We start from the raw sequence: 12,329 nt of genomic DNA, 5'->3' as shown, positions 1-12,329 counted from the left end.
TAATCTTTAACAAATTTTATTTAGATTAATTATTGTTAATATTTTAACATATTGAGGAGTAGGTGTTTGCGTTTTTATTTAATACGTAAAATAGGATGTTTATTGTAGTTCTTTACTAAAATACAAGAGTATTTCGCTATTATTACTCCATAAAAAAACCTTGTAATCGCTTACAAGGTTACTAGATTGCAGAAATTACGAATTATTTAACCGTGATTAAATACGTTGCCATTTTCCAGATTTCATCATATTTTTTTCCGTTATGTTCGCCTGATGCTTTTTCGGTATAAGCAAATTCTACCATATAGTTTCCTGGCCAGATTGGTGTAAATGAAACTTCTCCATTTTCATTACTCCATAATTCTTTTTCCCAGCCATTAGGCGCTATTACTTTCATTTTCTGCTCTTTGGCAATTTTACCTTCATACAAAGCATTTACATTGATTTTTGTATTTTGTTTTGCAGTGATAACATCTTTGGAAAATAAACTGATAACATTTGTGTTTGCAACAGTTTCATTTCCTTTTACTGCATTACCAACCGTAACGTTAGCACTTGAATTATAATCTAAAACCATAGTTCCGTACACATCTTTTACTTTATGATGCATTACAATGGTATAAACGCCTTCTTCATCCGGAGTAAAGAAAGCCTGATATTTATTGTCTAAAGCTTTCGAAGTCAGTTTAGTATCTTTTTTTGATGGACTAATTACTACTAATGTAAAATCTTTTAAATCGGAGAACCATTTGTCAGCTTTTGTAATGTCATTATCTGAAAACTCTCCAAAATAAATAGAGATTTCCTGTGCTTTACCTTTTGTTCCCGTAGCTTTAGTCTCTATCCAAAGGGCGTGGGCAAACAATTGTGGACTCGCAACAAACATAAAAAGAAAGAAAGTGATTTTTTTTAAAGAATTTGATTTCATACGATCGGATTTAAATTTATAATTACTGCAAACCTAAGTCTTATTTGGAATAATTAAAAATAATGCAAATGTAAATTTTGATTCAATGAAGATTTTCAAGCGACTTTTGATCTTTAAACCGCAATTTTTAAAAAATTAAAAGAATAATCTTCCGACAGAATGTTTTTAAAAGCCTTAATTTTGCAGCCGAACAAATTGAAACAAATCCATGATCATTCCTTTTTTTAAAAGAATGAAGGGCTCACCAAAAGCATTTCGTTTAGCTAATACTGTATTTTTTTTCGTTTCCGGATTTGGATATTCCTCGTGGGTATCACGAATCCCACATATACAGGCAGAATTACATTTGTCGGAAGCTGAATTTGGTGCTGTTTTATTTGCATTTCCGATTGGTTTAATGCTTACAATGCCTTTTACCGGAATGTTACTAAATAAATACAGTAGTCGTTATATTATGTTGTTAGGAGCAGTCATGTTTAATATTGCGCTGGCTTTACCAGGTTTAGTGGCTTTTGTATGGCAGTTGGTCATAGTTCTTTTAATTTTTGGAGCTTCTCGTAATATTTTTAATTTATCTATTAATGCGCAATCGCTCGAGGTTCAAAAATTATATCCGAAATCAATTATTACCCGTTTTCATGCAGTCTGGAGTATAGCAGTTTTTTCCGGAGCTGGTTTAGGATATGTAATGGTAACACAACATATTGCACCATCACATCATTTACTGGGAGTAAGTATTTTTATGATGGGACTTACAGCTTGTTTTTATCCAATGAGTATTCATAATGAGCCTGTACCGGTAAAAAAGAAATTCTTTTCGATGCCGGAAAAAAATCTGGTAAAATTTGCGCTAATCTGTTTTGTTTCCATGGCGTGTGAAAATACCATGTATGATTGGAGCGGAATCTATTTTAAAAATATATTACACGCTTCTCCAAAGTTAACGAGTGCTGCATTTGTGTTTTTTGCAACAGCGGTAACTTTAGGACGTTTATTCGGAGATTATGGCGTAATGAAATTTGGTACGAAAAGAATTCTATTTTATAGTGGTATTTTGATCACCGCGGGGTTTGGTATCTGTTTTATCCTGCCTTATGCTTATCCTACTATTTTTGGTTATGTTTTAATTGGAGTAGGGGTTTCCTGCGTTGTTCCATTAGTATTTGCTATCGCCGGAAGATCATCAAAATTAAGCAGCGGTTCTGCCTTAACTTCTATATCTACTGTTGGTTATCTTGGTTTCTTGCTTGTTCCGCCAATGGTAGGATTCATCTCTGAATATTTAAGTATGAAATTTGCATTTTTGATCATGGCACTTTTAGGTTTGCTGATGATTTTTATGGTGAATAAGATTGGGGAGAATGAATAAATGATCTAATTTTTTTTAAACTGGACTGAAGTCCAGCCCTACAAAATTGGTCGAACCTATGGTTCTTACTGCTGCTCTTAAAATTGCGCAGGAATGAATTATATTAAAGAAACTGAAGTCCAGCCCTACAATATTAATCGAACCTATGGTTCTTTCTTGTTACCATTATAATCCCGGAGGGATGAATTATTTTGTAGCAACGGATTTTAATCCGTTGAATTTAATTTTAAAATTTACCTGGATTTTTATTTGGTGGTCTTTTCTTCATAATCAAAATCATACATAAAATCATTTAGCTGTCCATTAGAACTTTCCAGTCCAACTATATCCATCAATTCTTCAAAATAAGTGCAAATTCTTTCGCGGTTTTCAGTATCAATTTCGAGATAAATCACAGAGAATCGTTGAAGGCCTTTTTTTATGGCATTTTGATAATCTTCTTCAGTGGCGTTATTTGACGCTGCAACTTTTTTAAAATCATCTGATGCCAGATTGATTTTTTCAGTTAAAATAGGTTTTAGTTTTTTATCTCCGATTCCGGGATAAAAAATTGTATTGTCAGCTACAAATTTTTCTTTGGATTTGAATTGTTCAAATTTATTTATCGCATTAATCGGAGTTTTTATTTGACTCTGTCCACAAGCTGAAAAAACGAGTGCTACAATGAGGAAAGATAATTTTTTCAACATCTTACATTTTACTTTAAACAATTTACAAAAAGCACTACTTCTTAGTCATAACAAATTTCTCCGTAGTCATTTTTCCTTGCAGATTTCCAGAAATTTCAGCCGTTATAGTATTATTGGCGTTTTTTGTATAAGTAATTTTTTGAGGATAATCGTGTGATGGGTTTTCGAAAACCAATTTATTTTCACTTGTTGTAGTCGAACCAAAATCGATTGCTTTGTCGTTATTTTGTCCGTTTACAGCTGCGCTGTACATCAGCATTTCCGCATGTTGTGACAAAACTATTTTCTCGAAGTGTAAAGTATCTTCGTTTTTTATGAAATAAGATGTTGCGCTAAAGGTACTATCGTTTACTTTTTGCCAGTTTTCAGTCAAAACACCGTCTGGCGATTTGTTCTCCCAAGTTCCAATAAGCCAATCGGCTTGTTTGATTTTATCTTTTTCAACTGTTTCTGCTTTTTTGCATGAGACAACGGCTAATAAAACAAGTAGAAGAGTGGTTTTTTGAAACATATTTGGTAAGTTTTTGAGGTTAGATTCTATAGCTAATTTATGAAAAAAAATGATAGCCACGACTCGAGCGATAGCGAATAGACGAAGTAATTACACAAATTTACACGAATTAATTATTCAAGTTATTTCGCCACAGATTAAATGATTTAAAAAGATTAAGAACTATGTAGTAACTTCTTAACGCCAGCAATTATCAAAAATAATTCGTGAAAATTCGTGAAATTTGTGGCAGAAAAAAATCTATTTAATCATTTAATCTGTGGCAAAAAAAACTAGATACTTTTCTGTAAAATCGCATAAACCAATTCCTTTGTAGGTTTTTGATCTTTTAGTTTTGCGCGAACCTCATCAAAAGTCACTTTAAAATCACAACCCAATTTATAATCGCCACAGCCATAAGCGGTTTTTCCTTTCATAACTGTTCCTTTCTTACATTTCGGACACACTAAAGAATCTGATGAAGCATCTGATTTTGCTTTTGAAACAGTTTTCTTGGGTTCTAATTTAAGTTTGAAATTTTCTTCAAAACGAATCAAACCTTCTACGGCACCAGCTTCAGTTTTAAATCCTTTTATATTGACTGTAGATCCTTTTTCGAGCAATCGCAAGTATTGACTTTCTGTTATTTTTTTTTCTGCAAAAATATACGGCAATAGAAAATCACAGCCTGCTTTATATTCAGAGCATCCGTAAGCCGACTTCCCTTTTATCAGATTTCCTTTTTTGCATTTCGGACAGGCTTCCGCCAAAATTCCGGCCGCTTTCTTTTGCTCGACTTTTACCGCTTCTTTTTGGACATTTCCTGCATGCGAAATATTGGCGTGTCGGGTTTCACTTCTTACTTCGGTGACCAAAGCTTCAACCATGCGTTTCATGTTTTTGATGAATGCGCCCGCGGTATAAGTTCCTTTCTCGATATCCTTCAGTTGCTTCTCCCAAGAACCCGTAAGCTCAGCCGATTTGATTAATTCATTCTGAATCGTATCAATCAATTGAATACCGGTTGGAGTAGGCAAAACCTGTTTTTTGTTCCGAACAATATATTGGCGTTTAAAAAGCGTTTCAATAATATTAGCCCGCGTTGACGGACGGCCAATACCGTTTTCTTTCATCAATTCGCGCAAATCCTCGTCATCGACTTGCTTTCCTGCGGTTTCCATGGCACGCAGTAAAGTCGCTTCTGTAAACTGATTTGGTGGTTTGGTTTCTTTTTCCAGAAATGAAGGTTCGTGCGGTCCTTTTTCACCAACAACAAAACTTGGCAATATATCAGCTTCTTTTTCTTTAGCATTCGGATCTTCGAATACCACTCGAAAGCCCTTTTTTAAGATTTCTTTTCCCGTGGTTTTAAACATTACATCAGCAGCCTTACCAATAACCGTGGTATTTGCCACCAAACAATCATCGTAAAAAACGGCAATAAAACGCTTTACAATAATGTCATAAACCTGTTGCTGATTGTACGGCAAATTGCTTTCAATTCCGGTTGGAATAATGGCATGGTGATCCGTTACTTTTTTGTCGTTGAAAACCTTAGGCGATTTTTTAATCTTTTTTTCTAAAAGTGGCTGTGTTAAAGTAGAATACTGCGTTAATTTTTGCAGAATTCCGGGTACTTTCGGATAAATATCATTGGGTAAAAAAGTCGTATCAACTCTTGGGTATGTAACTACTTTTTGCTCGTATAAACTTTGGGCAATTTTCAGCGTTTCATCTGCCGAAAATCCAAATTTCGTATTGCAATATACTTGTAAGCCTGTTAAATCAAACAGTTTTGGTGCAAATTCATTTCCATTTTTTTTATCAACCGAAACAATTTCGAATTCACTTTCTTTGACTTTATTGGCCAAAGTTTCACCGTCTTCTTTATTTAAAAAACGACCTTCCTCATAACTAAAAAGTGTTTCCCGGTATAAAGTCTGTAATTCCCAATAGGGTTGAGGCTTGAAATTTTCGATTTCTTTAAAACGGTCCACAACCATTGCCAATGTTGGAGTCTGTACGCGTCCGATAGACAAAACTTGTTTGTAACCGCCATGTTTTACAGTGTACAAACGTGTTGCATTCATTCCCAATAACCAATCGCCAATGGCTCTTGAAAATCCGGCGTAAAATAAGTTATCGTAGTTAGAAGAGGGTTTTAAGTTATCAAAACCTTCTTTTATGGCTTCAGTGGTCAGGGACGAAATCCACAAACGCTGTACTTCTCCTTTATAATTGGCTTCGTTCATCACCCAACGCTGAATCAATTCTCCTTCCTGCCCGGCATCCCCGCAGTTTATGACTACTTCTGCTTTGTCGAACAGACTTTTTACAATTTTAAATTGCTTTTGGATTCCTGAATTCTCCACCACTTTGGTTTCGAATTTCTCCGGAAGCATTGGTAAATTATTCAAATCCCAGCTTTTCCAATGCGGTTTGTAATCGTTGGGTTCTTTTAAGGTACATAAATGTCCAAAAGTGTAGGTTACCGCATAACCGTTGCCTTCATAATACCCGTCATGCTTGGTATTGGCTCCTAAAACGGATGCGATTTCACGTGCTACACTTGGTTTTTCGGCAATACAGACCTTCATTTATTTCTTCTAATTTTGAAGCCGCAAATTAGGAATTTAGAATTTGGTATTGAAATTAAATAGGGATAAAGATGTAAATGGGACAGAGGTGCAAAGGGACAAAGGTTATTGTAGTTATTAAAAAAGGCGCTTCTTTAGAAAGCGCCAATGATATTGAATTTTAATGTACTACTAAAGCTTACCTTTATTCTACAATTATCTTTAAACTGTCGCCTTTTTCAGTTTTTAGTAAATATACGCCGTTAGGCAAATTGCTTACATTCACCTGTGCTTTTCCGTTTTCTATTATGACAGATTTTACCTGTTTTCCAGAAATGTCATAAAGTATTGCATTTCCGTCAAGGCTCGCATTTTCGATATTAAAAAAGTCTCCTTTTACAGGGTTAGGAAAAGTTCTTAAAGTCGATTTTTCGACATTCCCTATTCCCAAAGTACCATTTTTAGATTCATAAGCTCCCAAATCAATAGTGGTTTCGTTAATACGTGGTCTTCCGGATAAATCTACATTACCGAAAACTAAAGGATCGTATAAAGTATTATCTCCTTTATTTATCGTGACTCCTCCTTCCAAAAGAGAATAATTTCCTGTAGAAGGATTGTTGAAAATCTGAGTTTCACTAATTCCTGTTGCGTCGATATTGGCGTTAGCAGTATCGGTTTTACCAAGTAGTAAAGAGTTTTTTGCGGTATATTGACTATATGATTCTATTTTGGCCCAAACGATACAATTTATAAATTCCATACTTCTTTCATCATAAACTATGGCATCGTTGCCCGTATTGAAAAAAGTACTATTGACGATTTTAAGTTTAACATTGACAGTATTATAAAATTCTTGTCCTAATGTGCCGGCAGTATTGTTCGCAAAAAGACTATTTGCAATGGTTAAATTTACTTCATTATTACTGACAATGGCACCGCCATAACGAACAGCAGAATTTTCGATAAAGCTGCAATTATAGATATTGATATTACAGTGAAAGACATTGTACATTGCACCACCACCATTATTTCCTGTAGTGCTGCGTTTGGAAATGTTTTTCACAAAACGGCAATTGGTCATTGTAACGGTAGAAAGATCATTATACATGGCACCGCCGTCCCAACCACTATTTTCTGTAAAATTGCAATTCGTCAGAGTAACAGTGGTGCGTTCATTATATATCGTTGCGACTGGTGAAATATTTTTTTCAAAATTGCAATTTGTTATTATTGGTGTACCATACAAATTCTCAATAGCAGAATTTCCGTTATTAATAAATGTACAGTTTGTTATTACCCCGGAACCCCCAAAATTATAGATTCCCCCTCCTGCACTTGCTTTATTATTTATGAAGATACAATTTGAGATTGTAAGAGAACATGAAAGAAGGTTCATTCCTCCGCCCATACCGTTATTCTGACTTCCGTCTGATTCGGTAAATCCGTCAGAAATTGTAAAACCATCTAAAACCGTTATTGCGGTTAAGTCGCGTGTTTTGATGACAGTGTTTCTATTTCCTTTTAAATTAGTTATATTGGTTTTGAGATCGCGCTGACTAATATCATTTTCGGTTCCTACAAATCCACCATAAATCTGTACATTATTTTTCAGAGAAAAAGAAAAACCATAATTTGGAGTATACGTTCCGGCCGCAACCCAAATTTGACGAATGGCAGTATTTGTACTGGTCATTGCAGTTTGAAAATCATCGTAGGCATTATTCCATGACGAGCCATTTCCTGTACCTCCTTTTTTAACGTACAAAATACCATTTGCATCTGGAGTAATACCAGCAACAGTTTTTAGCGTTTTCGCATTTAAACTGTTTGTTGTAAAAAAAGACAGAGATAAGAATAACGATAAAAGTAGAATAGGTAGTTTTTTAATCATATAGAGGGCCAAAATTAGTTTTCAGAAACAAAAGTTTTGCTCTTACTTGGTTAGATTTAGTTTAATTAGCTAGGGATTTAGTTGGTATTTGTTATCTTTCAAATATAAATAAATTAACACAAGAAAACTGAAAATTATTTTAGATAAAATTAGAAAGTAAGTTCAAAGTCCCTTCGCGGAATGAAGCAATCTCACAGGTAGTTTGAAGTTTAAATTAAGACTTTTTTCTTCTGTCCGTCAAATACTTCCGAATTGGTGTATCGTAAAAATTCATTGTTAAATAAGCGATACCAAGCAAAAGAACTGTTCCTATGATTATGATTAAAGCAAGCTCACTTGTTGCCGGTTTGTATTTAGCATAATATCCAGCGAATATCCACATTACCGCATAATGGGTCATGTATAACGTATAAGATATTTTTCCGAGGAAGATGCAAATTTTTCTAAATGATTGTGTCAGTGTAGCTCCGGCTCCCAAAATAATTAATAAAGGGAAATAAAGTAAAACAACTATAGGTTCCGTTAGCCAGTTCCAATCGGTAAAAGGCATTAAAAGAGCAAACAGCAATAATATAGATAAACCGACAAATCCCAGTTTCGATTTAATTATCCAATTGGAACGATAAATCAGCATACCTGCCAAAAAGGAATATGAAATACGCCCGCATCCATCCCAAAAATTTTCTCCACTCCAGCCGCCCATCAATGATCCTCCCGCACGGTGGCTAATAAAACAAATCGCAGCTGCAGCAACGACTGTTAATATAAAAAGGGAACGACGGCTCAGTTTATAAAGAAAAAGGGCATAAAGAATATTAGCAATATATTCCCAAAACAAAGACCAGGCTGGTGCGTTTAAGCCGAACAAATTAAAATAACGATCCGGCATAACTGGAAAAGGAATCAAAAGAATGGAAGTCAGAAATACAAGAATCAATTTTCCGGTTTCGTAGTTTTGAGCGTGATTACTAAAAGGGTCAAAAAGAAAGGTCAGCAAACCCAATACCGAACCAAAAACAACCAACGGATGTAATCTGATTAACCTTAAGCTGAAAAAATCTTTAATGCTCATTTTGCCAATACGGTCATGATAAGCATAGGCAATAACAAACCCGGAGAGACAAAAGAAAAAGTCAACCGCTAAAAAACCATGCGCTATAAAATTTTCGGCGGGTGGGTAAACGATTTCCTTAAAATGAAAAACTACAATCGCCAAAGCGGCAATACCTCTTAAACCATCAAGGATCTCAAAATGTTGTTTTGTATGTAAAACCTTAGTCTCTATTTCTGTCATTTATTATAATTCTAATTTTAAAGTTGAAAAAGGAATTTATTTGATATTAAAATGAATGGTAAGATATCAAATTTATCCAAAAAAGATTGCCCGTTTTGCAACGGGCATATTCCTATTTTCAAATTTATGTTTTTTTAAGAATACAAACCTACACAAAAGCAGAGACCTTTGTGTAGTTTTTAATGACACTTCCGGCTACGTAGATTTTTAATGTCCGTTAAAGAAAGCCAACATTGTTTTCAACGCCTCTTTTGAGTGCATTTTTTCGCCATTTTCAAGCGATTCCTGAGCGGCATTTGCAGCTCTTTTACGCATATTTATTTCATAAGAAGAAATCGCTTCCTGCACTGTATTGTATTTGTCAGACGTCAGGAATTCGCTTAGCTCTAAGGCATCGAGCATGGCCATGTTTGCACCTTCACCTGCAAAAGGGGGCATTACATGTGCGGCATCACCAATTAGGGTTAAATTAGGCAAAGCTTCCCAGGTTTGGTCTAATGGTGTGCAATAAATCGGACGTGGAATAAACGGTACTGCAGCATTTTCAAAAAGTTCATGCCAGACATCGCTCCATTCAGGGTATTTATTTTTAAACCATGCTAAAATTTGTGTTGTATCAGCATAATCCAGACCGCTGTTTAACGCCCAATTTTCATCTGTTTTAAAACTTGCGTAAAAACCAAGATCACCGCCGCCTTTTTGACCAAGCAAGATATTTTTGGTTTCTCCAAAAGCCATTATTTTTCCGCCGTTGACTAAAGAAGCAATATGAGGTGCATTTTTTTCAGATTGATAAACATTCCCTTCAAGCATTGTGATACCGGAATAAAATGGTTTAATGTCCGTAATATAAGGTCTGATTTTCGAATTTGCTCCATCAGAAGCGATCACAATGTCTGCGTAAACGGATAAACCCTTTTTGAAATGCAACAGCCAGCCTTCGTTTTGAGGTTCCATCGAAATAAAATGACTATCCCATACTACGGTGTCGGGTTTTAGTGACTCCAGCAATATCTTTCTTAATGCACCGCGGTCGATTTCAGGTCGAAAATATTCGTTGTCAAAATCTTCATGGCGATTCGTTTCGTGGTCACTGTAAAAGATTTCAGCCTGTTCGTTTACGATTAGTGTTTTGTCGGCACCGGGAAGAAAATTCTTTCTGAATTCGGTAAATAAATCTGCTTTGTGAATCGCTGCCAAGCCTGATCCGTCATGCAAATCTAAAGGTGATCCCTGCACTCGTGCGTTTTTGTTCAAATCTCTTTCGTAGACTTTTATATTTACATTTTGAAGTTGTAAAAGTCGTGCTAATGTAAGTCCGCCTGGTCCGCCGCCAATGATTGCAACTTGTTTATTTTTTAATAACATTTCCGTATAATTTTTAGATACGGGCAAAATTATTCTTCTTTCAGAACGGATAATAGTATAAATCGGTCATCTTTATTTTTTAATAGTTCACTCGGAACTACACCTGAGAATTTTTTGATTTCTTTTATAAAATGTGCCTGATCCGTAAAGTTTAATTCCGGAAAAAGTTGGCCTTGTGCAATATGTTGTAAAGATGCCTTGAAGCGTAGAATTTTGCAGAAAGCGTTTAATGAAAGTCCGAATTGTTTATTGAAGTAACGATTGATTTGCCTGCTGCTCCAGGATATTTTTTCAGAAAGTTCGGCTACTTTGATTTCGCCGTTTGATGCGTAGATGAGTTCGAAAAGTTGGCGTTTTCTTTCGTCAATTTCGTGAGGTAAAAGTTCGTTTAGTTTTTGTACTATTTTTTGATGAAAAGTGTCAAAATCTTTGAAATCATCGGGGCCAAAACCCCAAAAATCTGGAGATAAAATTTTGGCACTATTTAAAATATCCGCAATTGCAGTTTGCAAAAGATATTCGACGCCAAGTGGTTTAAAGCTAATTTTATAGGCAAGTGTGTGTGGCGGAATATCCTGCTGTTCCGGAAATGTTTCTAAACCAATCAGTATCACCTGAAAAGGAGCCGATTCAGATTGCATAAAAAATAAATCAACACGTCCGTCTGGCATTAAAACAACTTCTTTGACTCTGTCTGACGGGTTATGAAACATTCCGATGTTTTCTACAAGGTCAGAAAATGAATCGTCTGGCAGAATGAATTTGTAATTGAAGTCATTGTTCATATTTTAAAAACATCAAGCCTTTGCAACCACGAAATTTTTGATTCCAAAATCGTAAGTCTGGTTTTAACTACCTGATCCGATTTATCTCTTGGGTTTTTTGTGACAAATCTCGCGACCGAAGTATTAAAATCCAGCGTATATTTTTTATCAAAGTCTTCTTTAGCAGAAGAAAAAGTAATCATATTGTCTTTCGAGGTCCATTTTCCTTTTCCGTATTTATTCACTTCGGCAGGATTTACACCTCCAAAGTTGGAATAAGAATGAAATAAAAATGTCCCATCCTGATATAAGGTCAATTTATACTCGATTATATGTTCTTCTTCAGTGGGGCCAAATTTACGCTCATATTCACCAGCAAATTGATTGGTTTGCGCGAACACGCTTAAGCTGAAAATTAAAAACAGGGTAGTGATGATTTGTTTCATTGGTCGGTTAGTTCAGTATTTTATTCAAATTTATGGTTTTTAAGAATATAAAAATGGAATGGAAGAGAACTTTATGTCGTATTATTTTAAGTAAGTTTTATAAGCCTAATAATTTGATAAATCCCGTGATTTTTTAAAGATGAAGTACGCGCAATTTCAGGGATACTCTGAATGTTGGCTTCACAGTTATAGCCAAATTTCAGTTCTGCCGTTTTTCAAAGTCTCCCGACTTCGTACCCGTTCCAATATTCTGTTTCAATTTAAGAAATCAGTATTCATTATATCGCGTGAATTTTTTCAAATTTAATGTATCACTTAAACTAGCGCGATCGTCTCGCCCTTGCCCGCAAAGTATTTTATTGTTTTTTTGTTGACAGGCTTGTGTTCACGAGCGGGACGCTCGCGCTAGCGAGGAAATTTAATATATCACTTAAACTAGCGCGAGCGTCTCGCTCGCCCGCAAAGTATTTTATTGTTTTTGGCTTGTGTTCACGAGCGGGACGCTCGTGCT

General features: G+C 35.3%; 10 protein-coding genes. 1 reads left to right on the top strand and 9 read right to left on the bottom strand.

The window, feature by feature from the left end:
* Positions 1-202: 202 nt before the first annotated feature.
* Positions 203-928 carry a DUF4198 domain-containing protein gene (locus tag J2X17_RS08070; protein WP_310296375.1) on the bottom strand — a complete coding sequence of 242 codons (726 nt, stop codon included), beginning with the start codon at positions 926-928 and terminating at the stop codon, positions 203-205.
* Between the two features lie 232 nt (positions 929-1,160).
* On the opposite strand from J2X17_RS08070, the gene J2X17_RS08065 reads away from it, so the two are divergent.
* Positions 1,161-2,297: an MFS transporter gene (locus J2X17_RS08065; RefSeq protein ID WP_310296373.1), complete on the top strand. Its 1,137-nt coding sequence runs from the start codon at positions 1,161-1,163 to the stop codon at positions 2,295-2,297.
* Between the two features lie 245 nt (positions 2,298-2,542).
* Here the strand turns inward: J2X17_RS08065 and J2X17_RS08060 are convergent, their stop codons facing one another.
* The 8 genes from J2X17_RS08060 to J2X17_RS08025 all read right to left on the bottom strand — a co-directional run bounded on the left by J2X17_RS08060 (position 2,543) and on the right by J2X17_RS08025 (position 11,818).
* Positions 2,543-2,986, bottom strand: a complete 444-nt coding sequence (locus J2X17_RS08060) for a DUF4844 domain-containing protein (RefSeq protein WP_310296371.1) — start codon at positions 2,984-2,986, stop codon at positions 2,543-2,545.
* 34 nt (positions 2,987-3,020) lie between these two features.
* Entirely contained in the window at positions 3,021-3,497 is a 477-nt protein-coding gene (locus tag J2X17_RS08055) for a DUF6265 family protein (RefSeq protein WP_310296369.1), read from the bottom strand.
* A gap of 272 nt (positions 3,498-3,769) precedes the next feature.
* Positions 3,770-6,073 carry a type IA DNA topoisomerase gene (locus tag J2X17_RS08050; RefSeq protein ID WP_310296367.1) on the bottom strand — a complete coding sequence of 768 codons (2,304 nt, stop codon included), beginning with the start codon at positions 6,071-6,073 and terminating at the stop codon, positions 3,770-3,772.
* A 184-nt stretch (positions 6,074-6,257) separates the two neighbouring features.
* The gene (locus J2X17_RS08045) at positions 6,258-7,946 is read right to left on the bottom strand and encodes a T9SS type A sorting domain-containing protein (RefSeq protein ID WP_310296366.1); all 1,689 of its coding nucleotides are present in this window, start codon (positions 7,944-7,946) and stop codon (positions 6,258-6,260) included.
* A 214-nt stretch (positions 7,947-8,160) separates the two neighbouring features.
* Positions 8,161-9,240 (bottom strand): acyltransferase family protein, encoded by a 1,080-nt coding sequence (locus J2X17_RS08040; RefSeq protein ID WP_310296364.1) that lies wholly within the window; start codon positions 9,238-9,240, stop codon positions 8,161-8,163.
* A gap of 207 nt (positions 9,241-9,447) precedes the next feature.
* Entirely contained in the window at positions 9,448-10,608 is a 1,161-nt protein-coding gene (locus J2X17_RS08035) for an FAD-dependent oxidoreductase (protein ID WP_310296361.1), read from the bottom strand.
* 29 nt (positions 10,609-10,637) lie between these two features.
* Complete coding sequence (locus J2X17_RS08030) at positions 10,638-11,393, bottom strand: helix-turn-helix domain-containing protein (RefSeq protein ID WP_310296359.1); 756 nt, start codon at positions 11,391-11,393, stop codon at positions 10,638-10,640.
* Complete coding sequence (locus J2X17_RS08025) at positions 11,390-11,818, bottom strand: hypothetical protein (protein WP_310296357.1); 429 nt, start codon at positions 11,816-11,818, stop codon at positions 11,390-11,392. Before J2X17_RS08025 ends, J2X17_RS08030 begins: the two co-directional genes overlap by 4 nt.
* Positions 11,819-12,329 lie beyond the last annotated feature (511 nt).

Source organism: Flavobacterium aquidurense (assembly GCF_031458035.1).
Taxonomy (GTDB): Bacteria; Bacteroidota; Bacteroidia; order Flavobacteriales; family Flavobacteriaceae; genus Flavobacterium; species Flavobacterium aquidurense_C.
The sequence above is the reverse complement of the archived record's forward strand: the minus strand, read 5'-3'. Positions and strand labels throughout refer to the sequence as shown.

Bases quoted from the DNA above. Each gene is read 5' to 3' on its own strand.
- J2X17_RS08070 (WP_310296375.1), bottom strand. From the start codon at position 928: ATGAAATCAAATTCTTTAAAAAAAATCACTTTCTTTCTTTTTATGTTT.
- J2X17_RS08065 (WP_310296373.1), top strand. From the start codon at position 1,161: ATGAAGGGCTCACCAAAAGCATTTCGTTTAGCTAATACTGTATTTTTT.
- J2X17_RS08060 (WP_310296371.1), bottom strand. From the start codon at position 2,986: ATGTTGAAAAAATTATCTTTCCTCATTGTAGCACTCGTTTTTTCAGCT.
- J2X17_RS08055 (WP_310296369.1), bottom strand. From the start codon at position 3,497: ATGTTTCAAAAAACCACTCTTCTACTTGTTTTATTAGCCGTTGTCTCA.
- J2X17_RS08050 (WP_310296367.1), bottom strand. From the start codon at position 6,073: ATGAAGGTCTGTATTGCCGAAAAACCAAGTGTAGCACGTGAAATCGCA.
- J2X17_RS08045 (WP_310296366.1), bottom strand. From the start codon at position 7,946: ATGATTAAAAAACTACCTATTCTACTTTTATCGTTATTCTTATCTCTG.
- J2X17_RS08040 (WP_310296364.1), bottom strand. From the start codon at position 9,240: ATGACAGAAATAGAGACTAAGGTTTTACATACAAAACAACATTTTGAG.
- J2X17_RS08035 (WP_310296361.1), bottom strand. From the start codon at position 10,608: ATGTTATTAAAAAATAAACAAGTTGCAATCATTGGCGGCGGACCAGGC.
- J2X17_RS08030 (WP_310296359.1), bottom strand. From the start codon at position 11,393: ATGAACAATGACTTCAATTACAAATTCATTCTGCCAGACGATTCATTT.
- J2X17_RS08025 (WP_310296357.1), bottom strand. From the start codon at position 11,818: ATGAAACAAATCATCACTACCCTGTTTTTAATTTTCAGCTTAAGCGTG.